At 63.3% G+C, this 25,688-nt stretch carries 25 protein-coding genes; 13 read left to right on the top strand and 12 right to left on the bottom strand.

Annotated features, from left to right (window positions below):
* Window positions 1-52: 52 nt before the first annotated feature.
* From J6497_RS36070 to J6497_RS36035, 8 genes are all read right to left on the bottom strand, one after another.
* Window positions 53-604 carry a thioredoxin family protein gene (locus J6497_RS36070; RefSeq protein ID WP_225708961.1) on the bottom strand — a complete coding sequence of 184 codons (552 nt, stop codon included), beginning with the start codon at window positions 602-604 and terminating at the stop codon, window positions 53-55.
* A gap of 17 nt (window positions 605-621) precedes the next feature.
* Complete coding sequence (locus J6497_RS36065; protein WP_225708960.1) at window positions 622-1,323, bottom strand: cytochrome c biogenesis CcdA family protein; 702 nt, start codon at window positions 1,321-1,323, stop codon at window positions 622-624.
* 224 nt (window positions 1,324-1,547) lie between these two features.
* Window positions 1,548-1,727, bottom strand: a complete 180-nt coding sequence (locus tag J6497_RS36060; RefSeq protein ID WP_225708959.1) for a hypothetical protein — start codon at window positions 1,725-1,727, stop codon at window positions 1,548-1,550.
* Between the two features lie 121 nt (window positions 1,728-1,848).
* A complete protein-coding gene (locus tag J6497_RS36055) occupies window positions 1,849-2,460 on the bottom strand; it encodes a sigma-70 family RNA polymerase sigma factor (RefSeq protein ID WP_225708958.1) in 612 nt (203 codons plus the stop codon).
* Between the two features lie 253 nt (window positions 2,461-2,713).
* Window positions 2,714-3,451: a response regulator gene (locus tag J6497_RS36050; protein ID WP_225708957.1), complete on the bottom strand. Its 738-nt coding sequence runs from the start codon at window positions 3,449-3,451 to the stop codon at window positions 2,714-2,716.
* Complete coding sequence (locus J6497_RS36045) at window positions 3,451-5,193, bottom strand: ATP-binding response regulator (RefSeq protein ID WP_225708956.1); 1,743 nt, start codon at window positions 5,191-5,193, stop codon at window positions 3,451-3,453. Before J6497_RS36045 ends, J6497_RS36050 begins: the two co-directional genes overlap by 1 nt.
* A complete protein-coding gene (locus J6497_RS36040) occupies window positions 5,163-7,178 on the bottom strand; it encodes a sensor histidine kinase (protein WP_225708973.1) in 2,016 nt (671 codons plus the stop codon). Before J6497_RS36040 ends, J6497_RS36045 begins: the two co-directional genes overlap by 31 nt.
* Before the next feature lie 84 nt (window positions 7,179-7,262).
* Window positions 7,263-8,222 carry a TRAP transporter substrate-binding protein gene (locus J6497_RS36035; protein ID WP_225708955.1) on the bottom strand — a complete coding sequence of 320 codons (960 nt, stop codon included), beginning with the start codon at window positions 8,220-8,222 and terminating at the stop codon, window positions 7,263-7,265.
* Window positions 8,223-8,471: 249 nt separating this feature from the next.
* On the opposite strand from J6497_RS36035, the gene ugpB reads away from it, so the two are divergent.
* The 6 genes from ugpB to J6497_RS36005 all read left to right on the top strand — a co-directional run bounded on the left by ugpB (window position 8,472) and on the right by J6497_RS36005 (window position 13,746).
* Entirely contained in the window at window positions 8,472-9,782 is a 1,311-nt protein-coding gene (gene ugpB, locus J6497_RS36030) for a sn-glycerol-3-phosphate ABC transporter substrate-binding protein UgpB (RefSeq protein WP_225708954.1), read from the top strand.
* A 137-nt stretch (window positions 9,783-9,919) separates the two neighbouring features.
* Window positions 9,920-10,873 carry an aminoglycoside phosphotransferase family protein gene (locus J6497_RS36025; protein ID WP_376708327.1) on the top strand — a complete coding sequence of 318 codons (954 nt, stop codon included), beginning with the start codon at window positions 9,920-9,922 and terminating at the stop codon, window positions 10,871-10,873.
* A gap of 164 nt (window positions 10,874-11,037) precedes the next feature.
* The gene (locus J6497_RS36020; RefSeq protein WP_225708952.1) at window positions 11,038-11,220 is read left to right on the top strand and encodes a DUF4089 domain-containing protein; all 183 of its coding nucleotides are present in this window, start codon (window positions 11,038-11,040) and stop codon (window positions 11,218-11,220) included.
* Window positions 11,221-11,227: 7 nt separating this feature from the next.
* A complete protein-coding gene (locus J6497_RS36015; protein WP_225708951.1) occupies window positions 11,228-12,619 on the top strand; it encodes an AtzE family amidohydrolase in 1,392 nt (463 codons plus the stop codon).
* 3 nt (window positions 12,620-12,622) lie between these two features.
* A complete protein-coding gene (gene hpxZ / locus J6497_RS36010) occupies window positions 12,623-13,021 on the top strand; it encodes an oxalurate catabolism protein HpxZ (RefSeq protein WP_225708950.1) in 399 nt (132 codons plus the stop codon).
* Window positions 13,018-13,746 (top strand): GntR family transcriptional regulator, encoded by a 729-nt coding sequence (locus J6497_RS36005; RefSeq protein ID WP_225708949.1) that lies wholly within the window; start codon window positions 13,018-13,020, stop codon window positions 13,744-13,746. The genes hpxZ and J6497_RS36005 overlap by 4 nt, the downstream gene beginning before the upstream one ends.
* Window positions 13,747-13,878: 132 nt before the next feature.
* On the opposite strand, the gene atzF is transcribed toward J6497_RS36005, so the two are convergent.
* The 3 genes from atzF to J6497_RS35990 form a co-directional block, all read right to left on the bottom strand.
* On the bottom strand, window positions 13,879-15,624 hold the full coding sequence (gene atzF / locus J6497_RS36000; protein WP_249793900.1) for an allophanate hydrolase: 1,746 nt from the start codon (window positions 15,622-15,624) through the stop codon (window positions 13,879-13,881).
* Between the two features lie 306 nt (window positions 15,625-15,930).
* Window positions 15,931-16,455 carry a MarR family winged helix-turn-helix transcriptional regulator gene (locus J6497_RS35995; protein WP_225708947.1) on the bottom strand — a complete coding sequence of 175 codons (525 nt, stop codon included), beginning with the start codon at window positions 16,453-16,455 and terminating at the stop codon, window positions 15,931-15,933.
* Window positions 16,456-16,520: 65 nt separating this feature from the next.
* Window positions 16,521-17,795, bottom strand: a complete 1,275-nt coding sequence (locus J6497_RS35990; RefSeq protein WP_225708972.1) for an NAD(P)/FAD-dependent oxidoreductase — start codon at window positions 17,793-17,795, stop codon at window positions 16,521-16,523.
* A 273-nt stretch (window positions 17,796-18,068) separates the two neighbouring features.
* On the opposite strand from J6497_RS35990, the gene J6497_RS35985 reads away from it, so the two are divergent.
* From J6497_RS35985 to J6497_RS35955, 7 genes are all read left to right on the top strand, one after another.
* Window positions 18,069-18,377: a hypothetical protein gene (locus J6497_RS35985; protein ID WP_225708946.1), complete on the top strand. Its 309-nt coding sequence runs from the start codon at window positions 18,069-18,071 to the stop codon at window positions 18,375-18,377.
* 9 nt (window positions 18,378-18,386) lie between these two features.
* Window positions 18,387-19,277 carry a sigma-70 family RNA polymerase sigma factor gene (locus J6497_RS35980; RefSeq protein ID WP_225708945.1) on the top strand — a complete coding sequence of 297 codons (891 nt, stop codon included), beginning with the start codon at window positions 18,387-18,389 and terminating at the stop codon, window positions 19,275-19,277.
* Window positions 19,278-19,671: 394 nt separating this feature from the next.
* Complete coding sequence (locus J6497_RS35975) at window positions 19,672-20,844, top strand: ABC transporter substrate-binding protein (RefSeq protein WP_225708944.1); 1,173 nt, start codon at window positions 19,672-19,674, stop codon at window positions 20,842-20,844.
* 284 nt (window positions 20,845-21,128) lie between these two features.
* Window positions 21,129-22,046, top strand: a complete 918-nt coding sequence (locus J6497_RS35970; protein ID WP_225708943.1) for a branched-chain amino acid ABC transporter permease — start codon at window positions 21,129-21,131, stop codon at window positions 22,044-22,046.
* Window positions 22,043-22,990, top strand: a complete 948-nt coding sequence (locus J6497_RS35965) for a branched-chain amino acid ABC transporter permease (RefSeq protein WP_225708942.1) — start codon at window positions 22,043-22,045, stop codon at window positions 22,988-22,990. Before J6497_RS35970 ends, J6497_RS35965 begins: the two co-directional genes overlap by 4 nt.
* A complete protein-coding gene (locus tag J6497_RS35960) occupies window positions 22,983-23,750 on the top strand; it encodes an ABC transporter ATP-binding protein (RefSeq protein WP_225708941.1) in 768 nt (255 codons plus the stop codon). The genes J6497_RS35965 and J6497_RS35960 overlap by 8 nt, the downstream gene beginning before the upstream one ends.
* A complete protein-coding gene (locus tag J6497_RS35955) occupies window positions 23,743-24,456 on the top strand; it encodes an ABC transporter ATP-binding protein (protein WP_225708940.1) in 714 nt (237 codons plus the stop codon). Before J6497_RS35960 ends, J6497_RS35955 begins: the two co-directional genes overlap by 8 nt.
* Before the next feature lie 318 nt (window positions 24,457-24,774).
* Here J6497_RS35955 and J6497_RS35950 read toward each other — a convergent pair.
* Window positions 24,775-25,688 (bottom strand): cytochrome P450 family protein (locus tag J6497_RS35950; protein WP_225708939.1); only part of this gene is annotated, 914 nt, incomplete at its 5' end.

Genomic DNA, 25,688 nt, shown 5'->3' with positions numbered 1-25,688 from the left:
GGATCTTGGCACGCCGGGTTTGACGATAGCACTTTAGTCCTCGCAGAAGCACTCAACTGTTGACGTTGAGCAGCCGGGCGATGGTGCGGTCGATCTGCTCGTATTGTCCCTCGCCGTCGTGATGGAATACGATATTTCCATTCTGGTCGATGATGTATTGCGCCGGCCAATACTGGTTGCGGTAGGCATTCCAGGTCTGCGACTCATTGTCCTGCGCCACCGGATAGGTGATGCCGTGGCGTTTCAGCGCGGCCTGGACGTTGGAGGCCGAGCGTTCGAACGGAAATTCCGGCGTATGGACGCCGATCACGACCAGGCCTCGATCCCTGTATTTGGCATCGAGCGCGACGACATGGGACAGCGTGTTGACGCAGTTTACGCAGCCATAGGTCCAGAAGTTGACCAGTATGACCTTGCCGCGCAGGTCGGTGATGTCGAGCGGCTGCGAATTGAACCATTTGTTGATGCCGACAAGATTTGGCGCTGTCTGCTGCGCCGCCGCTATCTTGAACGCGGGCTCCTGCGCGCGAGCAATATGAGGCGCGGAGATGCCGGTCAGGCAAACAATGCCGATCAGGGCGGAGACTAGCGAACGCAGGGTCATGATCTTTCCTCTTGAGGTCAAAGGCCGATCTGGCCGTTGGGATAGAAGCTGGTCAGCCACGCCACGATCAGCGTGTCGTATTGAAGGTAGGAGAGGGCCGCGAAGGCGATGATGACGACGCCAAAGCCCTGCTGCAGTCGCGGCGAGATCCGTGCAATGCTGCGGAGGCGGGTGGTGACTGCCTGACCGCCGTAGGCGATAGCGAGCATCGGAAGCGCCGCCCCGATGGCGTAGACGACGAGCTGCAGACTGGCCCAGGCGGTGTCCTTCGAGGTTGCCACAATGGTCAGTATCGAGCCGAGCACAGGTCCGGCGCAGGGCGTCCATACCAGTCCAAGGGTTGTGCCGAGCACGAAGCCTCCGACTAGGCCTTGTGACGGTGTTGCGTTGCCGGGCGAACGGCCCGCAGTGAGCCCGGCAATCCAGACTGTCAGCTGTTCGAACGGTGCCGGCCAGATCATCAACAGCCCGAAGCCGAGCAAGAGGATCGCGGCGCCGGTCCGTAACACGTTGGGATCGAAATCGAGGGCGCGCGTGATCGCGCTCAGCAGCAACGCCACCATCGAGAATGACATCACAAAGCCGAGCGCGATCATCGCCGGCCGTGCCTTGCTGGTCTGGCCTATCGATGCCCCAAGCAGGATCGGCAGCATCGGCAGGGTGCAAGGCGCCGCGACGGTGACAACACCTGCGAGCAGCGCGAGAACAAGATTCAGCATCAGAACCGCCCATCGCCAGCCGGCCAAGCCCAATGCCTGCGCCGGCAGTGTGATGTTCTTCGCGATAGCGAGATCAGCCGTTACGGCTGCCTCATTCGGGGCGAGGTCACGTCTGTGTGAGACTTCTATACGGCCGCAAAAACAGAGCGACCCGGCTGGGGGGCATCCCGGCCGGGTCGCAGGAGGTAGTTTGGGAGGTTAGAACTTGAAGACGTACAAACTCGCTACCTGATCTCGCAGATTTCTGCGGCGCTCTTGGTGCTGCAATCGATCACCTGCTCGCGTACCGACGTCATACCGGCATCGCGCTGCGCGCGCGGTGAGACGTTCTGGCTCGATAGTGTCGCGAGCGTAGCGACTGCGCCGAGCGGGATGATGAAGAAGCGGAAGGACGGCTTCAGCATGTCTTTTCTCCTGTTCGGCGTTGGCGTTGCGTTCGATGGTTAATGGTATAGAGAGCGAGTTTTTCCGGGTGATGTCGTCGACTGCTTCAATTGTTTCGTCGCCGATTTCCGGATCGCTGCTTCACGCCGCGAGGCTTTCCACGCCGGCGCATCTCAGCAACTCGGCCAATTGCTTGCGGGCATAGAACATTCGGGTCTTCACAGTGCTCTGGGGAATGCCGATGATCTCGCCGGCCTCTTCCACAGATTTCTCGTGATAGTAGACGAGGTTGATGATCTCGCGGTGTGCCGGCGACAGTTTCGCGATGCAGGCGCGGAGGATCTCGCTGGTGGTGGCGCGATCAAGCGCGGCTTCGGGCGTATCGGCTCCGTCGACGATGTCGAGCACTTCTTCCTGGTCGATGTCCTCGTGCTTGCGCTGGCGCAACGCAGTGAGCGCCTTGAAGCGGGCGATCGACAGCAGCCAGGTAGAAACCTGCGAGCGGCCTTCGAATTGTTCGGCCGTGCGCCAAACGTCCAGGAACACCTGGCTGACGAGATCTTCGGCCACCGTGGTGTCGCGGACCATGCGCAGCACAAAACGATAAACCCGGACGTTGTGACGGGAATAGAGCACGTGCATGGCAGTGCGGTCGCCTGTGGCGATCTTGCCGAGCAGCATTTCGTCGGATGTCTGGCGGGCAACGGCGATATGCACGTTGGCTGCGGCGTTGATGGCGACGACGTTCGACATGACCGGCTCCCAATTCGCCTTGGCGGCTTTCATTGGGAGAATTGTTAATTAGCCACGGTTTCGGGATGTCTGCGCGAAAAGCGGAAAATGGTTTCATCGGTAGGAGAATTGTTTCGTCAGAGCGCGGCCGACGAAACATTCGGGGCAAAAATACCAGTAATTTCAATACATGGAAAATTGATTGGGACGTCGCCGAAAGGAACCGAAGGCCGGCTGCAATGTGTGCACGCCCATCATCGGGCGCCGGCGCAGATCAGGCTTTTTCGCCGCTCGGTGAGAACAGATATCCGCCGCCGCGGATGGTGCGGATGACCGAGGGCTTGGTCGGATCGATCTCGATCTTGCGGCGGATCCGCATGATCCGCAGGTCGACCGCGCGGTCGAAGGCCTCGGCATCGCGCGCATTGGCCAGTTCGAGCAGCCGCTCGCGCGATAACACCCGTTTCGGATTGGCCGCAAACACCTTCAAGAGCCCGAACTCGGACGCCGTCAGTGGATGCTCGTTGCCTTCGTCGTCGCGTAGCGCCTGCGCCTGCAGATCGAGCCACTTGGTACCGAAACGGACCAATTGCTCCTTCTCGGCCTTGGCGGCCGCCGCCTCGGGCGCTGCCGTTTTGACCGGCGTGCTCCGCCGCAGCACCGAGCGGATCCGCGCCATCAGCTCGCGCAGCTCACAGGGCTTTGCCACGTAATCGTCGGCGCCCAGCTCAAGCCCGACCACGCGATCGATCGGGCTCGCGGTTGCCGTCAGCATGATGACCGGCACATTCATCCGGCTCTTGAGATCGCGGATGATCGACAGCCCATCTTCCTCGGGCATGTTGAGGTCGAGCACCACGAGGTCAGGGTGATTGGTCTCGATCACGCTTCGCAGGCTTTTTCCACCGTCGCACAGCGTCACGCCAAAGCCGTGCATCTTGAGGTAATCACCGACCATCTCGCGGGCCGGTGCCTCGTCATCAACGATGATGATGTGCGGGCTCTGGGTCATCATGTCTCTGCTGTAGCAGGCAATGTAACCGTAAAGGTCGACCCCTGTCCGGGGCCGGGGCTCTGCGCCGTTACATGGCCGCCATGCATGTCGATAATGCGTTTGACGATCGAAAGTCCCAGTCCGGTCGAACTCTCACCCGCGGTTGGCTTGGCCGACAGCCGCTGGAACCTGCCGAATAGGCGCCCCAAATCCTCCGGCGAAAGGCCGGCGCCCTCGTCGGCGATCCGGATCACCGTGTTGTCACCCTCATGTGTGACGACCACCGTGATCTTGCCGCCGATTGGTGAGTATTTGATGGCATTGCTGACCAGATTGTCGATTGCTTCGCGAATGCGGTCGGCGTCGCACATGGTCACGAAATTCGGCGGCGCGGAAACCGAGATGCTCTGCTGCTTGTTGACTGCCAGCGGCAAATTTGCTTCGGCGACCTCGTTGACAAGGGCCGCGATATCAACCGCTTCACGGCGGATGGTGATGTCAAAGGCGTCAGCCATCGCATCCGAGATCAGATGATCCACCATCGACGTCAGGCGCTTTGTGGCGTCCCTGATGTGCTCGACCTGAGTCCCGATCGCTTCCCGTGGCGAGCCGGCGCCGATCAACTCGGTCAACATCTCGGTGCGGCCAAGGATCACGCCGAGCGGATTCTTGAGGTCATGGGCAACCGTGCCCAGGATCTCGTTCTTGAAGCCGTTGGCGCGCTGCAGCCTCAGCCACTGCGCCGAAAGCCGGCGGTTGGCCTGCATCAGCGCGCGGGTGCGCTGGGCGACGCGGTCCTCGAGCTGTGTGTTGGCCTCGTGAAGCTGCTGGTACAGGATCACGTTGTCGAACGCGATGGAGAGCCGGCTCGAGAAAATCTCGACCAGTGCGCGGTCAGTGTCAGAGAGCTGGCGCTCCGCCTGCAGGAGCACCACGACCTCGCGGCCGCTGCCGGTGCGCAAATAGAGCACGCTGCGGTGGTCGGCGAATTCGTTCTTGCGGCGCTGGAAGGCGGCTTCCACCATCTCGCGCAAATCAGGATCGAGCGACTTCGAGCTGGTGGTGCCGATGAAACGGCTGTAGCAGCCGGAGCCCGCCAGCACCGACAATTCGCTGCCGGCGCCGTCGTCGCGCAGCACCAGGATGCCGGCGCACTCGACATTGAGCAGCGAGGCGAGCTGGGTCAGCACGCCCTCGGCAAGCCGCTGCATCGATTTGAAGTCGTAGAGCGTGGAGGCGGCATCGATGATGATCTCGAGCCCGCGCCTGGTCTGCACCATGCGCTCGAGCTGCTGATAACTGCGCAGCGCCGCGGTCAAGGAGGTGAACAGCTTGTCGGCGGTGAGCTCGGTCTTGGCCTTGTAGTCGTTGATGTCGTACTGGACGATCACCCGCCGTTCCGGCGCCTGGCCCGGCTGTCCGGTGCGCAGGATGATGCGGACGGTCTCGTTCTTGATCTCGTTGCGGATATATTCGACGAGCTCGAGCCCGGCGACGTCGGTCTCCATGATGACGTCAAGCAGGACGGCCGCGATATCCGGATGCTCCCGCATCAGCTTGCGACCTTCCGCCGCAGAATAGGCCGAGAGGATCTCCAGCGTGGCGCCGTTCAGGCTGTAGTCGGACAGCGCGAAGCGGGTGCCTTCATGCACCGCAGCATCGTCGTCGATGACCGCCACCTTCCATTTGCGCGCGGACGAATCCTCCGGCGCGGCCCCGGTGTCGTCGATCAGGTGGAGGACATCGTCCTGTTCGGCCATTGAGCAATTCCGTCGGTGGCTTGGTCCGCGATCGCGGGCTGACCCATCGGCTGACCCTTGGCGATCTTCGGCATGATAATGCGAAAAGTGGTGCCTTGTCCTAGCCTTGACTCCAGCACCATGCGACCGCCGAGCTGTTGGGTGACAAGATTATAGACAATATGCAAGCCCAGGCCGGTGCCGCCGTCATTGCGGCGGGTGGTGAAGAATGGATCGAAGGCCTGGCGCTGCACGTCCGGCGTCATGCCGGCGCCGTTGTCGGCGAAGATGATCTCGACGTCGTCGCTGCCACGGGCCCGCGCTGAAATCGTGATCGTCCCCGATCGCCCGTCGGCGAACGCATGATTGACTGCGTTAAGGAAAAGATTAGTTAAAATTTGCCCGTAGGAGCCGGGATAGCCGTCGATCATCAGGCCTTCCGGCACGTCGACGGTCAGGGCGATCGCGGCCTTCTTCAACACCGGGCGAAGGCTGGCGACGATCTGGTCGGTTGCTTCGCTCAAGGAAAACTGGCGGCGCTCGGCATGCGAGCGGTCGACCGCCACCTGCTTGAACGACTGGATCAGTTCGCCCGCGCGCTGCAGGTTGGCGACGAGCTGCTGGGCGGCATCGCGCGAGCTCTTGACGAATTCGTCGAGCTTGGAGCGGCGTAGTTGCTCTGATTTCAGCTCGTGCTCGAATATTTCGGTGCGGCGCGCAAAGCTCGAGGCCACCGTCAGGCTGATGCCGATCGGGTTGTTCACCTCATGAGCGACGCCGGCAACCAGCCCGCCGAGCGCCGCCAGCCGCTCGGCATCGATCAGGTTCTGCTGCGCCGTGTTGAGCTCAAGCAGCGCGCTCTCAGCCCGTTCCTTGGCGGCGCGCAATTCGTCCTCGGTCTGGCGCTTGGCGATTGCATTCTCGCGGAACACTTCCACCGCACGCGCCATGGCGCCGACCTCGTCCCTGGCATCGGTGCCTTGCACGCGGCGGTCGTAATTGCCCGATGTGATGGCGTGCATCGAGGCCATGATCTGCTGCAGCGGCAGGCGGATCGAGAGCGCGATCAGCACGCCTGCGGAAACGATGATGCCGAGGAAGATCACCGCGATCGAGAGCACACGGCGCGAGATGTCCGACAGTGTCCGGTCAAAGGTCTCCTGCGCCTTCTGCTCGCGCTGGCGCATCTTGATCGAGAGATCGTCGATCACGCCAATGGCGTCGGCCTGGCTGGCGTCGATGGTGTTGCGCAACAGCTCCGTGCGGCTGGAGAGCTGCTCGGTCAGTTTTCCCAATCCCTCGCGCAAGGCTTCGGTCCGCTTGTTCAGCCGTGCCAGCGCCAGCCGCTGCAGGTCGTTGTCGGCGAGGTCGATCATCACGGGAATCGTCTTCTCGATCGTCTCGCTGTTGCGACGGGCCTCTTCGGCGGATGCGGTCGAGAGCGACAGATAATAGGCGTTCGCCGCAACCAGCATCGCGGTGAAGGCCTCGCGGGATTTGCCGAGCGATGGCCAGATCAGCGCGTCGCGATGGCCGGTAGCGCCTTCGATGATTGAGTAGAGCCCGGCCATGTCCTTGGCCGGCCCGAGCACCTGCTCCTCATAGGTCTTGGTGATCTTGGCCTGCACGGCGCGGAGTTCGCCGAAGCCGTCCAGCAAGCGGCTGGTGACGCGCTCGAGCTGCTCGACCGATCCTGACAGCATCGGGTCGGTGGCAGCACGCGTGGTCAGCGTGCCGAGCACCGCCTCGCGGAGCAGCAGGATCTCGGCGAACAGCTCGGGGCTCGGCTGGTTGATGTAGCGGTGGATCAGGTTCTGCAGCCGGCTGGTCTCGGTCTCGAGCTTGGCGAGGATCTTGTCGGACTCCCGAACCTGCCGCACATCCTCCCAGGCCGAGCGAAGCACAGTGGCGCCGTTCCAGATCAATGCCGCCAGCACCACCACGACCGCCGAGTTGAGTAGCGCGATCGACAGGATGCGCCAGCGGATCGGCACCGCCCGCAGCATCTGGACGATGTGCACGCGACCGCGCGCGGCAAGGCTCGCCTGCCGTCCCACTGCTCCATCCTGTCCGGGCGCTGCCAAGCTCGCTTACTCCACCTTGCGGATGCGCTCGATCAATGATGCGATCGCTGGATCGCGCTGCACTTTGGCATAGAGCCCTGCCATTGCTGCCTCGAACGGCCTGCGGTCGACATCGCCGATGATCTTCACGCCCGCGGCTTCGGCTCGCTGACGCGAGCGCTCATCGAGGTCCTTCCACTTCTCGCGCATGAAGCGGCTGGAGCGCTTCGCGGCGTCGCGGAAAAGCGCCTGGTCGTCGACCGACAGGCTCGCCCACGCCTTTTGCGACATCACCAGCACTTCCGGGTTCATCGTATGTTCGGTCAGCGTATAGAAGCCTGCGAACTTGTAGTGATCGGTGGTGATGAAAGACGGCCAGTTGTTTTCGGCGCCGTCGATCAATCCGGTGGAAAGGCCGGTCTTCACCTGGCCGTAAGGCAATTGGACCGGTTCGGCGCCGAGCGCGCGGATCATGTCCGACATCTGCTGCGACTGCTGGACCCGAATCCGCAGGCCCTTGAGGTCGTCAAGCGAATGGATCGGACGGACACTGTTGTAGATCGAACGCGCGCCCGAATCATAAAATGCCAAGCCGACGAATCCGTAAGCCTCGAATGAGTTAAGGATCTCGTTGCCGATGGGGCCATCCAGCACCTTCTGCAAATGTTCAACCGAGCGGAACAGGAAGGGCATCGCCAGCACGTTGGCTGCGGGCACCGTGGTCCCGATCAGCGCCACATTGGTGCGGTTGATGTCGATCGCGCCTGCCCGCGTCTGCTCCAGCGTTTCCTTTTCCTCGCCAAGCTGCCGCGAGTGAAACACTCGCACATGATGGCGGCCGCCGCTTCGCTCCTCCACCAGGCTGCCCATGTAACGCAGCGCCTCGACGGTCGGATAGTCCTCGCTCTGGGTATCTGAAGCCCGAAACTCGCGCGCAGCCCCACCCGTTGCGACTGCCGTCAGCAGTAGCGCGACAACAAGCGTCATAGTCCGCGAAAGGCCGGCGCGGCGGTACACAGGCTACAGATCCCCTTGTGATTTCGTCTATGGCGGGAAGAAAAGGTTCAATACTTTTTAGCAGAAGGTGGAAAGATAGCTATCCGACGATCTACGGTTATTGGGCCATCCCGACGGTTTGCTGGGATTGCAACCGTTACCGTGCGGCCTTAATCAGGGGCAAAAGTCATTTTCGCTTCTCAAGCACGAAGACCCGGATTGCGTATCGTGACATTGTTTATGAGATTCCTATATCCAGCGGCGCTTGCGGCCACTCTCCTCGTATCTCCAGCGCATGCCGCGACCGAGATCTTGTGGTGGCATGCGATGTCGGGAGAACTCGGCAAGCAGGTGGAGAAGCTCGCCGCCGATTTCAACGCGTCCCAGTCCGACTACCGGATCGTGCCGAGCTACAAGGGCAACTACACCGAAACGGTCACGGCAGCGATCTTCGCCTTCCGCTCGCGCAGCCAGCCTGCCATCGTCCAGGTCAATGAGATCGCCACTGCCACCATGATGGCCGCTCGCGGCGCGATCTATCCGGTGTTCGAGCTGATGCGCGACCAGTCCGAGCCGTTCTCGCCGTCGGCGTACCTGCCGACCGTGACCAGCTACTATGCCGATGCCGGCGGCAATTTGCTGTCGTTTCCCTTCAACTCCTCGACCCCGATCCTCTATTACAACAAGGATCTGTTTCGCGCCGCGGGCCTCGACCCGGAGGTGGCGCCCAAGACCTGGCCCGAGCTTGGCGCCGCGGCAAAGCGGTTGCGCGCGGCGGGCGCGCCTTGCGGATTCACCACGTCGTGGCCGTCGTGGATCAATGTTGAGAATTTCTCCGCCTATCACAATGTGCCGATCGCGACCAAAACCAATGGCTTCGGTGGGTTGGATGCGGAGCTTGTCTTCGACAATCCGCTGATGGTGAAGCACATCGCCCAACTCGTGGAATGGCAAGCCACCAAGGTGTTCGACTATAGCGGCCGCGGGCAGGCAGCCGAGCCGCGCTTCCAGAAGGGCGAGTGCGGCATTTTCATCGGCTCCTCCGGCACCAGCGCCGATATCAAGGCCAACTCGAAATTCGAGGTCGGCTACGGCATGCTGCCCTATTGGCCAGACGTTACCGGCGCGCCGCAGAACAGCATCATCGGCGGCGCCACGCTATGGGTGCTACGCGATCGGCCGCGAGAGGAATATGCAGGCGTTGCGAGGTTCTTCGCTTATCTGTCGAAGCCGGAGGTCCAGGCCGCCTGGCACCAGGCGACCGGTTATCTGCCGATCACCCGCGCGGCCTACGAGCTGACCCGCGCGCAGGGCTTCTACGACCGCAACCCGGGGGCGGCGATCGGGATCGAGCAACTGACGCTGAAACCGCCGACCGAGAACTCTAGAGGTATCCGGCTCGGCTCCTTCGTTCTGATCCGCGACGTGATCGATGATGAGCTCGAGCAGGCGTTCTCCGGCAAGCGGTCAGCGCAGGCCGCGCTCGATCTGGCTGTCGAACGCGGTAACCGGCTGCTGCGCCAGTTCGAGCGCGCCAATCCGGATCGGTAAGTGTCGTCGCCAAGCGTCATTGCGAGGAGCGTAGCGACGAAGCAATCCATGTCGGCGCTTGCGGCGCTATGGATTACTTCGCGGAGCCTGTCATCGGGCGGCGCTACGCGCCGGCCCGGTGGCTCACAATGACGCTTATGGCCAAATCACTGCCAAGTTTCACCGACTACGAGATCTTCCGCGCCTGGCGCGGCGACCTATCGCGTTGGCTGCCGGTGGTGATCGACATCGCCCGCAGTCACGGAATTGGAGCCGCACCGCCTCAGGTGTTCACGACCGGCACCAATCTCGTCGTAGGGCTCGACGATGACCTCATCCTGAAGATATTTCCGCCGATGCTGCGGGCGCAGTTCGTATCCGAACGGGGATCGCTAGCGCAGCTCCGTGGACGGGTCAGAATTCCGATTCCGGAGATCGTCGTCGAAGGCGAGCGTGACGGTTGGCCCTACCTCGTGATCACACGCGTGTCGGGTGTCTTGGGCGCGGAGGTGTGGGCCTCGTTGCCCGAAGCTGACAAGGAGCGTGTGCTTGCGGAGATCGGTGAGGCGATTGCCGATGTTCAGCGCGCGCCGCCAGGCCCGCTGCTTGAAATCGAGCCGCGCTGGAACGTGTTCATGCGCAACCAGATGGAAGGCTGTCGCGCCAGGCACGAACGGCTGGGCCTCGCGCGGAAATTCCTCGACGGACTGGATGACTTGCTGCGCGACGCCGCCGAACTGATCCCGATGCGCGAGCCGCCGGTCATCCTGACCGGCGAATACATCCCGCAAAACTTCATGCTGACGCAGCGGCACGGCCGCTGGCACGTTGGCGGGCTGATCGATTTCGGTGACGTGCTGACGGGATGGCGCGACTACGATCTGCTCGGCCCCGGCGCATTCATGGCCGCGGGCCGGCCGCGCCGTGTGCTGAGCCTGCTCAAAGGATTTGGCTATTCCCGCAGTGACATCGACTTCGCGCTGAAGCGGCGGCTGATGGCCTTGATGCTGCTGCACCGCTCGAGCGACCTGAACCGGCACATATGCATCGACGGTTGGCAAGACAAGGCCGACGATCTCCTGCAACTGCAGGAACTGATCTGGGCGACATGAATTGCCCGGCTCAACAGATCTCGCATCCGCTGTTGCCTGTTCATTGAGCAGTCTCCGGGAAGAAAACAGGCAGGCAGGCCTACCAAACGCTCGATAAAACAGATGAGTTTGTGGTCCGATTCAAGTAATCCGATCATGAGTTGAGATCGTCGGGTGGGAGCGTCATGGCTGCCGACAAGCTGGATGACTATATCGACGCCGTCGCGACCGCGGTGGGGCCGCCGGTCGAGGACGCCTGGCGGCCGGCGGTTCGCGCCAATCTCGAGGTTTCGCTGAAGCTGGCGCGGATGGTGGATGAATTCCCGCTGCCCGACGAGACCGAGCCCGCCAGTGTCTACTCCGCCTGATAATGCGATGACCGATCAATCCCTGTCCGCCGCAGAGATCGCGCAGGCCGTCGCAACGCGAAAGCTCTCCGCGCTGGAAGCAACCGAGGCGGCGCTCGCTCGCATCGCAACGCACAATTCCGTGCTCAACGCGTTTACAGATGTCACCGCCGATCGCGCCCGCGCCAGGGCGAAAGCGGTGGATGCTGCGATCGCAGCTGGCCAAGACGTCGGCCCGCTCGCCGGCGTCCCCTTTGCGGTGAAGAACCTGTTCGACGTGCAGGGCATCTCCACGCGCGCCGGTTCGAAGATCAATCGCGATCTGCCCCCGGCCGCGCGCGATGCGACATTGATCGAGCGGATGGAGGCGGCCGGCGCCGTGCTGGTCGGCGCGCTCAACATGGGCGAATACGCCTATGACTTCACTGGCGAGAATGTGCATGATGGACCGTCGCGCAATCCGCACGATCCGACGCGGATGACCGGCGGCTCCTCGGGCGGCTCCGGCAGCGCGGTGGGCGGCGGCCTGGTGCCGATCGCGCTCGGCTCGGACACCAATGGCTCGATCCGCGTGCCCTCGTCGTTCTGCGGCATCTTCGGCCTGAAGCCGACTTACGGCCGGCTGTCGCGCGCCCGCTCGTTTCCGTTCGTCGCGAGCTTCGATCATCTCGGGCCGTTGGCGCGAAGCGCGCGCGATCTCGCGCTGGCCTATGACGCAATGCAGGGGCCGGACCCCGACGATGCCGCCTGCACCACGCGGCCGGTCGAGCCTGTTATGCCACAGCTCGCGCAAGGCCTCGGCGATCTCCGCATCGCCATTGCCGGCGGCTATTTCCAGCAGAACGTCTTTCCGGAAGCAGTTGAAGCCGTTGCCCGCATCGCCAAGGCACTCAACGCGACGCGAACGTTGGAACTTCCGGAAGCCGCGCGCGCCCGCGCGGCGGCTTACGTCATCACGACCACGGAAGGTGCTTCGCTGCATCTCGATCGCCTGCGCAAGCGGCCGAACGATTTCGATCCCGCGGTGCGCGATCGCCTGATTGCCGGCGCGATGATCCCGGCGCCCTATGTCGACAAGGCGCAAAAATTCCGCCGCTGGTACCGCGAGAAGGTGCTGGAGCTGTTCAAGACCGTCGACGTGATCCTGGCCCCGGCGACGCCCTGCGTGGCGCCGAAGCTCGGCCAGGTGAACTTCACGCTCGATGGTGTCGAGCTGCCGGTGCGCGCCAATATCGGCATCCACACTCAGCCGATTTCGTTCATCGGCCTGCCCGTGGTGGCCGTTCCGGTTCCGCTCGAGCCGATGCCGATCGGCGTGCAGATCATCACAGCTCCCTGGCGCGAGGACATCGCGCTGCGGGTTGCCTACGCTTTGGAGCACATGGGCGCGGCCGCCCCGCCGTTGCCGCGAGGAATCTAGCGCATGGAAATCGATCTGGCCGACGTGCTCGCCGAAGTGACCGCCCAGTTCGAGCGCTACGAAAAGGCGCTGGTGTCGAATGATGTCGCCGTGCTCGACGAATTGTTCCGCAACGACAGTCGCACGCTGCGCTATGGCATGGGCGAAAATCTCTATGGCTATGATGCGATCATGGCGTTCCGCGCGGCGCGCTCGCCGGCTGGGCTCAATCGCCGGACCGACAAGACCGTCATCACCACCTATGGCCGCGACACCGCAGTAGCATCGACTCTCTTCTATCGCGACTCCGCGGCGGGCAAGGTGGGCCGGCAGATGCAGACGTGGATACGCTTCCCCGAGGGCTGGAGAATCATCGCCGCTCACGTCAGCATCATCGACGAACCGAAGGATCCGAAGACATGAGTCTGGACGATCTTCCACGTAGCCCTGCTGCCGCTGAACCGGACATGCTGGTGCGGCGCGTCGACCGTCCGTCTCCGCAACAATCCAGGATCACGCGCGCCGAAGAGCTGCGCCTGCAACTCGCCGACGAGATCGTGCGCGGCGCGCTCAGGCCGGGTTCTGCCCTGGACGAGACCGATATCGCGCGCCGCTTCAATGTCTCGCGCACGCCGGTGCGCGAAGCACTGCGCCAGCTAGCGGCGAGCGGCCTGGTCGAAGCGCGCGCCCATCGTGGCGCGGTGGTGGCGCGGCCCTCGATCGAACGGCTCACCGGCATGTTCGAGGCGATGGCGGAATTGGAAGCACTGTGCGCGGGGCTCGCCGCGGAGCGGATGAGCGCGGCCGACCGGCATGCGCTGGAAGCCGTACATGAGGAATTGCGCGTGCTCAGCTACACCGGCAATCCCGAGCGCTTTCACGAGGTCAACGAGCGCTTCCACAACACGATCTATGCCGGGTCGCACAACGACTATATCGCCGAGATGACGCTCGCGACGCGAGTCCGCGTGCAGCCATTCCGCCGCGCCCAATTCCGCAATCTCGGCCGATTGGCAAAATCGCATGCCGAGCACGACCGCGTCGTCGTCGCGATCCTGCGCGGCGACAAGACTGGCGCCGCCGCCGCGATGCGCGCCCACATCGTGCTGGTGCGCGGCGAATACGAGATCTACGCGGTGTCGGTATAGTCGCGCACGCTATCCATTGATTCTGTCATTCCGGGGCGCGCGAAGCGCGAGCCCGGAATCCATTCGTCCACATAGTCTGCGGCCCGATGGATTCCGGGCCTGCGCCTACGGCGCATCCCGGAATGACGGCTGTTATGCGGCAGCCGTCTCCGCAACGAACGCGCGCCAGCCGCCGAAGGCGGAGATGTCGCGCGCGCCGTCGATCGCTGCCGCCTCCACAATAAAACCCTTCACCTCGCGTCCGTCGGAAAGACGAATCGTGCCGATCGAGAGCGGTGGCGGGATCGCGGCGACGAGCTTTCCGAAGGACGCCGACGAGAGCGCCCAGAGCTCCAGCTTGATCGACGAGCCGGCGCCCGCTTCGACGCGCAGCATGCCGGGTTTCGGCGGCGTGGCGTCGAGCGCATAGAGCCGGTAGTCCGGCGCGGTCGTGGCCTCCTCGATCAGGCGTCCGCCGAGCGCGTGGAATTCGCCGTTCAGCGCCATGCCGGACAGATGCGCGCCGACAACGGCGATGGGAATGTCCTCGCTGCTTGGCGGCGGCAGCGAAACAAGCGGCGACTGCGGCAGCGCTTTCGCGCCGATCGGCAGTTTGGTGTCGGCGTGAAAGACGCGGCCGATGCTGGCAAGCAGCGCGTCGCGGCCGGCCGGCGCCAGCAGCGTGATGCCGAAGGGCGCGCCATCCGACCGCATCGCCGAGGGCAGCGCCAGGCCGCAGAGGTCGAGCAGGTTGACGAAATTGGTGTAGGTGCCAAGCCGGCTGTTGAGCTCGATCGGATTGGCCAGCACCTGCGCAGTGGAATAGACCGTCGGCGCCGTCGGCACCACGATCGCGTCCATCGAAGCGAAGGCGCGCTCGGCGATCCGGCGCAGCGTCTGCAGGCGATAGAGCGCGGCGAACGTCTCGGCCGCGGTCAGTCGCGCGCCAGCCGTGGTGATCTCGCGCGTGACCGGGTGGATCGCATCCGGCGATGAGGCGAGCAGGTCGCGGATCACCAGATAGCGCTCGGCGACCCAGGGGCCCTCATAGAGCAGCCTCGCGGTCTCGTAGAACGGCTCGAGGTCGAATTCGACGAGCGTGGCGCCGAGCCCGGCCCAGCGCTCGATCGCTTCTGCATAAAGCTGCTCCGACTGGCGGTCGCCGAAGAAGATCAACTGTCCTTTGCGTGGGATGCCGAGCCGAAGCTTTGCCGGGACATCCGCCATTTCGGCAAGCGGCCGGTCGCGCGAGAATGGATCGGCCCCATCGAGGCCGGCCATCACCTTCAGCGCCGTCACGGCATCATCGACGGTGAGCGTGAACACCGAGATGCAATCGAGTGTGCGGCAGGCCGGCACCAGGCCGGCAGTCGAGAGCAGCCCGAGGCTCGGCTTCAATCCCACGATGTTGTTGAGCATCGCGGGCACGCGGCCGCTTCCCGCGGTATCCGTGCCCAGCGCCAATGGCACCAGTCCGGCGGAGACCGCGACCGCCGATCCCGAGCTCGATCCGCCCGGAATGAGGTCATCGCGGACCGGATTCCTGGGGATGCCATAGGGCGAGCGCACGCCGACGAGCCCTGTCGCGAACTGGTCGAGATTGGTCTTGCCGATGATGATGGCGCCGGCCTCGCGGAGGCGCGCGACCGCGGTCGCGTCATGCGCCGGCATATAGGAGAAAGCGGGACAGGCCGCCGTGGTCGGCATCCCCAGCACGTCGATATTGTCCTTCACAGCGACCGGCACGCCATAGAGCGGCAGGTGCGCGGCGTTCTTGCCGGTCAGCGCCGCGGCTTCCGCCAGCGCCTCCTTCTCCTCGCGCAGGCTGATGAAGACGGCGGGGTCGCCATGGTCGCGGATCCGCTGAAAACTGCGCGCAACCGTTTGCGCAGGCGTCATGGTGCCGTCGCGGTGCGCAGCGACGATCTCGGCGACGGTTTCAATCACGTGGTGCCTGTTTGTTGGTCGGCCGATCTCCGTCACGATCGACGGCGTTTGGCCGGGCAGAATCGATGCTCAATCAAAGCAAGCGATGTGCCATTGTGTACATTTCCAGCGGTGGAGCACTTGCGGAAATCGGGCCGTGATCTCAACTGGTTAGGCCAATCGCCGGGAATTGGCAAAGGTGGCTTGGGTTGGCCTGTCGTGACATGATTGCCTGATTCTTGAGCAGGATACCTCGGGCCTTGTGCCTGGTCCGCGCGATCACGAACCGGTCTGCCCGGTCACGGCGCCGAGATTGTTATGCAGCCGCCGCAACAGGTCGATCAGCACTTCCCGCTCGTCCTTGCGCAGGCAGGACAATAGCCGCCGCTCGCGATCGAGTGCCGCGACAATGACCTTGTCATGGATCGCACGGCCTCTGGCGGTCAGCGTGATCGAATGGCTGCGGCCGTCATGTGGGTTGGCGCGGATCGCAACCAGCCCGCGCTTCTGCAAGAGCGCCAGCGTCCGGCTCACCGGTCCCTTGTCGAAGCCGATGACGTGGCAGATGCGCGAGGCGGGGATACCCGGCTCGATCGCAAGCTGGGACATGATCCGCCACTCCGTGACGTTGACGCCGAAATGACGCTGGTAGAACGCGGTGGCGCTGTTGGAGAGCTTGTTGGCGATGAAGGTGACAAAGGCCGGTACGTAGCGGTCGAGGTCAAGCGTCGGGCCGGAATTGACAGCCGCAGCTTGCGCGGGCCTCGGCCGGCGCGGCTTCCTGGGGGAGGTTTGAGTGCTCATATTTCCGATCATCGCCGCAGGGTCGCGGCCCGCAATAAGGACGTTCCAGCGGCTTTTGCTTGAGATTATCGCACCACCTTGCTGCTGCCTTGGGTGATCAGCCGGGCCGCGCGCTGGTCGCGGGCGTGAATCCAGAGCCAGCTTAGCGCGACACTGAGGCGGTTGCGGATACCGATCAGGAAGTAGATGTGGGCGATGCCCCAGATCCACCAGGCGATGGCGCCGCGCAGCTTGAGCCAGCCGAAATCGATCACCGCCAGCCGCTTGCCGATCTGAGCGAGGCTGCCTTGGTGCTTGTAGCGGAATGGCGGCAGCGTGCGGCCTTGGAGCCGCGCCTTGATCAGCGACGCGACGTAGCGCCCTTCCTGCTTTGCCGCCGGCGCGATGCCGGGCACCGGCTTGCCGTCGGGGCCGGCGATCGTGACCGTATCGCCGATCGCAAAGATATCGGGATGGCCGGGAACGGTGAGGTCGGGATTGACCTGCAGGCGGTGGGCGCGGTCGGCGGGCGCGTTCAGCCATTCGGCGGCGCGCGAAGCGCGCACGCCAGCGGCCCAGATGATGGTCCGCGCCTCCAGCCTCTTGCCGCCATAGACCACGCCGTCGGCGTCGCATTCGGTGACGGGCGCGCCGAGCATCACCTCGACGCCGAGCTTTTCCAGCGAACGCTGCGCATAGGTGGAGAGATCGTCGGGAAAGCCCGCGAGCACCCGCGGGCCCGCCTCGATCAGCACCACACGGGTCTTGTGGGTGTCGATGTTGCGGAAGTCAGGCGCCAGCGTGTCGCGCGCAAGGTCGGCGATGGTGCCGGCCATCTCGACGCCGGTTGGGCCGGCGCCGACGATGACGAAGGTCAATAGCGCCGCGCGCCGCGCCGGATCGGTCTCGCGCTCGGCGCGCTCGAAGGCGACCAGGATGCGGCGTCGCAGCGTGGTGGCGTCCTCCAGCGTCTTCAGGCCCGGCGCGAACGGTTCCCATTCGTCGTGACCGAAATAGTCGTGGCGTGCGCCGGTCGCCAGGATCAGCGTGTCATAGGGGACGCTGTCACCGTCATCGAGCACGACACGCTTGCCTTCCGCGTCGATGCCGTTGACGTTGGCGAACAGCGTCGTCACCTCGCGGCGGTCGCGCAGGAGGTAGCGGGTCGGCCAGGCGATCTCGGAAGTGGCGAGCGAAGCGGTCGCAACCTGGTAGAGCAGCGGCTGGAACAGATGATGATTGCGACGGTCGATCAAGGTGATCTTCACCGGCGCGCCAGCGAGCCCAAAGGTTGTCTCCAGGCCACCAAAGCCCGCGCCGACGATCACCACGTGATGCGGATCTTTCGACGGCGTCGTCATCAGATATTGCCCCGCGGCTGCCTCGGTGTCTCCGTGCACATTATGTATTCATTCGCACGGTCGTTCCAAGCAGCTTCTTTCCAATCGCACGATAGCGAAAACGTATGGTCCTGGCCTTCCGCGGTGCCGCGGCCGTGATCGGCGACCGAGCCAAGGATGGCGCTCTGTGCGGCCGGCAAAAATTGTTGCTGTGGCCGCATCCTTTGATCGTCGTGAAACGTCCTTGGGATGCGCGATGGCTTCCGCATCGCGACGCGAACCAGGGAGAGGACGATGACTACCAGGCTGATCAGGTACAAGGCCAAGCCGGAAACGGCCGACGCGAATGCCGAACTGGCTGCAGCGGTGTTTGCGGAACTGAAAGCGGCAAAGCCCGACGGTGTGCGTTATGTTACGCTGCGGCTGGAGGACGACACGTTCGTCCATATCGTGGAGACTGCCTCCGATGACGGATCCAGTCCTTTGCCGCAGCTGGCCGCGTTCAAGGCATTCCAGAACGGCATTCGGGACCGCTGCGCCGAGCCACCAATGGTTCGCAGCGCCAAGGTGGTCGGCAACTACCATATGCTGGATGAGTCCTGAGGCGTGAGAATGACGCCAGTGCCCGAACTATCAGCGGCCGCCGGTCTCGACAGCTTCTTGGTCGTGCTGCGGCCGCGGCTGCACCGCTACTGCTCGCGCATGGTCGGTTCGGTGATCGACGGCGAGGACGTGCTCCAGGATGCGCTGATCAAGGCGGTGGAAGCGTTTTCGTCCGCCGGGGAGATCCAAAATCCGGAGGGCTGGCTGTTCAGAATAGCGCACAATGCCGCACTCGATTTCCTGCGCCGCCGCCATCGGCAGGACGCGCTCCGGTCGACCCAGGAGGTCGATATGATGGCCGACGAGTTCGACGACATCGCCCGCCGCGAGATCGCCGCCGCCAGCCTGCGCACTTTCATGCGCTTGCCGCTGGCGCAGCGCAGCAACGTGATCCTGCGCGACGTGCTCGGCTATTCGCTGGCGGAAGTCTGCGAGATCATGGGTCTGAGCCTGGTAGCGGCAAAGGCCACGCTGCACCGTGGCCGGACCCGGCTGCGCGAACTCGCGCAAGAAGGCGACGACGTACCGCGGCCGAAGCTGACGGATGCCGATCGCGCCCGTCTGTCCGCCTACGTCACCCATTTCAACGCCCGGGATTTCGATGCCATCCGCGCCATGATCGCCGACGACATCAGGCTTGATCTCGTCAGCAGGACCCGACTCAATGGCAAAGCCGAGGTCTCCCGCTATTTCGGCAATTATGCCAAGGCCAGCGACTGGCATCTGGTGCCCGGCCTGGTGGAAGGCCGTCCGGCCATCCTGGTATTCGACCCCACGGCGCCCGCCGGGACCCGGCCGAAATACTTCGTGCTGCTGGACTGGCAGGCCGATAGGGTCGCAAGCATCCGCGATTTCCGTCACGCACCCTATGTCATCGAGGGCGCGGAATATCTCGTGTAGAGCATGATCCGGAAAAGTGGACGCCGGTTTTCCGAGAAAGATCATGCTCAAACAAAGAGCTAAAGCGGGATGACGATTCGAAGAAAAGTCATCCCGCTTTAGCCAGTGCCGCGCAGGCGGCCGGCAGCAGCTCCAAACTGCGACAATGGTTGCCCGGGCAACCGGCACTATAATTCTTGCCAGCCTCGCATTTTACGAATTATGGTGCAGATCGGGCTCAAGCATGCGCCGAAGGTTCTAAACGCCGCCTTCGGTTCACGCTTGCTGCCCAGTTAGGATTCCGCGCACAAAACACGTCACCCGAAAGTGGGAGTGACGGGGGCACGGACGGCGCCGTCGGACGGTTTACCCGCCGGCGGGCGCGTTGGAATGGTTGAGGAGGAGGGGAGTGAACATGAAAACGTCATTTTGGCTGGCGGGCGTGACCGCGCTGGCGCTGGCACAGCCCGCGATTGCGGCTGACACCATCAAGATCGGCTTTGTCTCGACGTTCAGCGGTCCGACCGCCGTCATCGGCAACGACATGCGGAACTCGTTCGAGCTGGCGCTCGACCATCTCGGCCGCAAGATCGACGGCAAGCCGGTCGAGGTGATCTATGAAGACGACCAGCAGAAGCCCGATGTCGGCAAGCAGAAGACCGAGAAGCTGGTGCAGTCCGACAAGGTCGACTTCATCGTCGGTTACATCTGGTCGAACGTGCTCTTGGCCTCGCTGAAAACCGCTGTCGACAGCAAGACCTTCCTGATCTCGGCCAATGCCGGCCCGTCGCAGCTCGCCGGCGAGCTTTGCTCTCCTTACGTGTTCTCGACCTCCTGGCAGAACGACCAGACGCCTCAGGCGATGGGCACCTACATGAACCAGAAGGGCGTCAAGTCCGTGTTCCTGATCGGCCCGAACTACGCGGCCGGCAAGGACATGCTGGCCGGCGTGAAGAGCACCTTCAAGGGGCAGGTGGTCGGTGAGGAATATACGGTGTGGCCGAGCCAGCTCGACTTCTCCGCCGAACTCTCCAAGGCGCGCAACTCGAAGGCGGAGGCCATCTTCGTGTTCTATCCGGGTGCTGCGGGCGTGCAGTTCCTGAACCAGTATGCGCAGGCCGGCATCAAGCAGCAGATTCCGCTCTATACTGCCTTCACCATCGACGAATTGTCGCTGCCGCTGCAGAAGGAAAACGCACTTGGCGTGCCTGGGGCCCAGCAATGGGTCAACGACCTGCCGAACGAGCAGAACAAGAAGTTCGTTGCCGACTACCGCAAGAAATATCCCGGCCTGCGTCCGACCTTCTACGGCGCCCAATCCTATGATGCCGCCAACCTCATCAACTCCGCGGTGGTCGCCGTGAAGGGCGACCTGACGAAAAAGGACGCGATGAAGGCCGAGATGGAGAAGGTGAACTTCAAGTCGGTGCGCGGATCGTACAAGTATGGCAACAACCACATTCCGATCCAGAACTTCTATCTGCAGGACGTGGTCAAGGATGCCGAAGGCCAGCTCGCGCTCAAGACGGTTGCCACCATCGTCGAGAACGATCAGGATCGCTTCCACGACAAATGTCCGATGAAGTGATGGTCGAGCATGATCCGGAAAGGTGGAGACCGGTTTTCCGAAAAGATCATGCTCAAACAAAAAGGGTACACCTCGCCCCGCTTGCGGGGAGAGGTCGGATCGCTCTCGCGATCCGGGTGAGGGGGACTCTCCGCGGGCGCGGTGTTCGTGGAGGCAGCCCCTCACCCCGACGCTCTCAGAGCGAGCTTTCGTTCGCCTCGACCCCGCAAGGGCGGGGCGAGGGGGAAGGCGGCGGCGCATACGCGCTGCCGCTGTTTTGTTTATAAAGCTGATCCAAGCTCTCGATGTTCCTTCTGATCGAACAACTTCTGAACGGATTGCAGTTCGGCCTGCTCTTGTTCCTGCTGGCGGCCGGGCTCACGCTGGTGTTCGGCATCATGGATTTCGTGAACTTGGCGCATGGTTCGCTGTACATGATGGGCGCCTATTTCGCCGCGACTTTTGTCGGCTGGACCGGCAGCTTCGTGCTTGGCGCGATCCTTGCGCTCGCCGCCACGCTCCTGCTCGGCATCGCCCTTGAATTCGTGGCACTCAGGCATCTCTATGGCCGCGACCATCTCGACCAGGTGCTGGCGACCTTCGGCCTGATCCTGTTCTTCAACGACATGGTGCGGCTGATCTGGGGGCCCGCGGGTCTCGCGCTGCCGCTGCCGGCCTGGCTGACCACCCCGGTCCAGCTTCTGCCCGGCGTCTACTACCCGGCCTACCGGCTCTCGATCATCGTCGTTGCGCTGCTCGTCGCCGCGCTGCTCTATCTCGTGGTGATGCGCACCCGCATCGGCATGCTGATCCGCGCAGGCGCCTCCAACCGCGAGATGATTGGCGCGCTCGGCATCAACATCAAGCTGCTGTTCACGCTGGTGTTCGGCCTTGGCGCCGCGCTTGCGGGCCTTGCCGGCTTGATGCAGGCGCCGATCCTGACCGTGCAGATCGGCATGGGCGAGAACATCCTGATCCTCGCCTTCGTCATCATCGTGATCGGCGGCATCGGCTCGATCCGCGGCGCTTTCCTCGCCGCGATCTTCGTCGGCTTGATCGATACGCTCGGCCGCGCATTCCTGCCCGATCTGCTGCGCAAGGTGCTGAGCGGTGCCGCCGCCTCGACCGCCGCACCAGCGCTGTCCTCGATGCTGATCTACCTGTTGATGGCGATCGTGCTGGTCGTGCGGCCGGAGGGGCTGTTTCCGGCCGCCAAGCGATGAAGTCCAAGCTCAACGCCAGCAACGCCGTCGTGACGGTCGTTTGCGCCGCTCTCCTCCTGCTGCCAGTCTATTCGGCGGTGACCGGCAACATCTTCATCCTGACGCTGCTCACACGCATCATCATCTTCGCGCTGGCTGCCTCGAGCCTGAACCTGATCATGGGCTATGGCGGCATGATGAGTTTTGGCCACGCCGCCTATCTCGGCATCGGCGGCTATGCCGTCGGCATCCTGGCCGCCGAGGGCATCGGCTCCGGCTTCATCCAGTGGCCGGTGGCGCTCGCCGTCTCGGCCCTGTTTGCGCTGGTGATCGGGTCGCTCTCCCTGCGCACCCGCGGCGTCTATTTCATCATGATCACGCTCGCCTTTGCGCAGATGACCTACTACGTTGCCTCCGCGCTGTCGCGCTATGGCGGTGACGACGGCCTGACCATCTACAAGCGCAGCACCTTCGACGGCCTGATCAATCTCTCGGATCGCACGCAGTTCTACTATCTCTGCCTCGGCTGCCTGTTCGGCGGCCTCTATCTGATCTGGCGCATCGTCAATTCGCGCTTCGGCCTGGTGGTGCAGGGCGTGCGCTCCAACGAGCAGCGGATGCAGGCGATCGGCTTTCCGGCCTATCGCTACCGCCTGACCTGCTTCGTCATCGCGGGCACCATCTGCGGCCTTGCCGGCGCACTGCTCGCCAACAACACGGATTTCGTCAGCCCGGCCGTGATGTATTGGACCCGGTCCGGCGACCTGATGGTGATGGTGATCCTTGGCGGGATGGGCTCGCTGTTCGGCCCGTTGATCGGCGCGATCGTCTATCTCGTGCTGGAGGAATTGCTGTCGCAGTTCACCGAGTATTGGGCGCTGATCATGGGCCCGCTATTGCTCTTGATCGTGCTGTTCGCGCGTGGTGGCATCATGGGGCTGCTCGGGAGGGTACGTCGTGGCTGATCCCCTGCTTCGCGTCGACAATCTCGTGCGCCGTTTCGGCGGCATCCTCGCGACCGATAATCTGTCGCTCGAAGTGCCGCGCGGCGAACTGCATGCGATCATCGGCCCCAACGGCGCCGGCAAGACCACGCTGATCAGCCAGTTGACCGGGCAATTGGCGCCGAACTCCGGCACGATCCATTTTGCCGGCCGCGACATCACGCGGCTGCCGCCCTACCGGCGCAGCGCCCTCGGGCTGGCGCGCTCGTTCCAGATCACGTCGCTCCTCAAAGATTTCACCGCGATCGACAATGTCGCGCTTGCGGTGCAGGCGCATGACGGCCACTCGTTCCGTTTCTGGGGTGACGCGCGCAAGGAGAGGCATCTACGCGATGCCGCCCGCGCAGCGCTGCAGCGCGTCGGCCTCGCGGCACGCGCCGATGTGCTGGTCTCCGAGCTCAGCCACGGCGAGCAGCGCGAGCTCGAGCTCGCGGTGGCGCTCGCGACCAGGCCGCAGCTCCTGCTGCTCGACGAGCCGATGGCGGGCCTCGGCGTCACTGAATCCGCGCGGATGGTCACCCTGTTGAAGGAGCTGCGCAAGGAGTTCACCATCGTGCTGGTCGAGCACGACATGGAAGCAGTGTTCGCGCTCGCCGACCGCATCACGGTCCTGGTCTATGGCCGCGTCATTGCCTGCGACGTGCCGGATGCGATCCGCCGGCATGAAGAGGTCAAGCGTGCCTATCTCGGCGAACAGCATGCAGTGACCCGCCATGGCTGAAACGTTACTGGAAATCGAAGGGATCGAGACCTGCTATGGCCTGAGCCAGGTGCTGTTCGGCCTGTCGCTGTCGATCAAGAGCGGTGAGATGGTCGCGCTGATGGGCCGCAACGGCATGGGCAAGACCACCACGGTCCGCTCCATCATGGGGATGACGCCAGCGCGATCAGGCGCGATCCGGTTCGCCGGGCAGCAGGTACGCGGCCTGCCGTCTTATAGAATTGCAAAACTTGGCATCGGCCTGGTGCCGGAGGGCCGGCAGATTTTCCCGAACCTGACGGTGCGGGAAAATCTCGTCGCGGCTTCCGGCAATCGCCTGGGCTCTTCCGATCCCTGGACGCTGGAAAAAATCCACGCGCTGTTCCCGCGGCTTGCCGAGCGCGGCAGCAACATGGGCGTCACGCTCTCCGGCGGCGAGCAGCAGATGCTTGCGATCGGCCGCGCGCTGATGACCAATCCGAAGCTGCTGATCCTGGACGAGGCCACCGAAGGCCTCGCCCCGCTGATCCGCGACGAGATCTGGAATTGCCTCTCGATGCTGAAGGGGCGCGGCCAATCCGTGCTCGTGATCGACAAGAATGTCGGAAACCTCACCCGGATCGCCGACCGCCACTACATCATCGAACGCGGCCGCACCGTGTGGAGCGGCACATCAGAGCAGCTGGTCGCCGAGCCCGATCTGCAGCACCGGTATCTCGGGATTTGAGGTGCGGCTTGGCGCCGCGATGTCGCTCTAGACTAGCTGCGCCACCCACCCCGCTTGTGCGACCCACCGAAGTCGATGTCCGCTTCGCGCCCAAAGCGACGCAATTGCTGCGCGGCAGCAAATGACGCGATGGGCCAGTTCCTGACTCATGCACCGCAATAAAATCGCCTTCAAGTGAGCACGCAATACGATCGACTGCGGCCTGATCCTGAGTACTTGCTGGCCTGAAGTTCATCGCCAGTTCGAATTTGTCTGCTGTCGAATGACCGTGCGGGTTCTTAGCAATGAAAGCCTGGCCGTCGTCCGTTGCAGCGGCGACTAGGGGATGACCGGCAACGACTTAAGGCCACGAACAACCGGTGCGGCGCGCCACCTCAGTTCGCGAGCAGGACAGGCGAGGCTCAACTTAGGCAGGCGTCTCAGTAAGCAACCGAACGCGATCTCGGCCTCCATCTTCGCCAGATGCGAGCCGACGCAATAGTGAACGCCGTCTCCAAACGCAAGATGCGGATTGGGCTTGCGGCCTATGTCCAGCCGATCGGGCTCCGCGAATTTCTGAGCATCCCGATTGGCGGAGGCAATGACGGGGAAAATCACATCGCCACGCCTGATCCTGGTGGCGTGCATGTCAATGTCTTGGGCCGCATATCGCTCCGTTGCGGTCTCGACAGGCGCCGTGAAGCGTAACAACTCCTCGACCGCAGACCCAAGGAGCGAAAAATCTCCAAGCAGGCGCTCTTTCTCGCGCTGGTTCTCCATTAGCGCCAGCATTCCGGATCCGATCAGGTTCACGGTCGTCTCGTGGCCGGCTATGATCAGGAGTACCAACATGGCGATCAGTTCGTTCTGGCTCAGCCGGTCGCCACCCTCCTCTACGGCGATGAGCGCTGAGATCAGATCATCCTTCGGGGTGTGCCGGCGCGTGGCAACGAGACGCCGCAAATATCGCATTAGTGCAAAGATCGAGGGCAGCGACAGTGCCATGCGAAATTCCGATCGCGCTCCGAGAAAAACATTCGTCCACCTCCGAAAGCGCGTCCGGGCCTCCTCGGGCAAGCCCAGCAGCTCCGAGATCATGGTCAACGGAAGCGGAAGGGCGAAATCCTCAATAATATCGGGCTTCAATTTTGCGCGCATCCGATCGACGAGATCCTCAGCCAGCACTTCGGCGCGGTTTCGTAACTGCTCGATGCGTGCACGACTAAACGCCTTGTTGATCAGGACCCGCAGCC

It is taken from the genome of Bradyrhizobium cenepequi, from assembly GCF_020329485.1.
Classification (GTDB): domain Bacteria; phylum Pseudomonadota; class Alphaproteobacteria; order Rhizobiales; family Xanthobacteraceae; genus Bradyrhizobium; species Bradyrhizobium cenepequi.
This window is presented reverse-complemented; position numbering and strand designations above follow the sequence as displayed.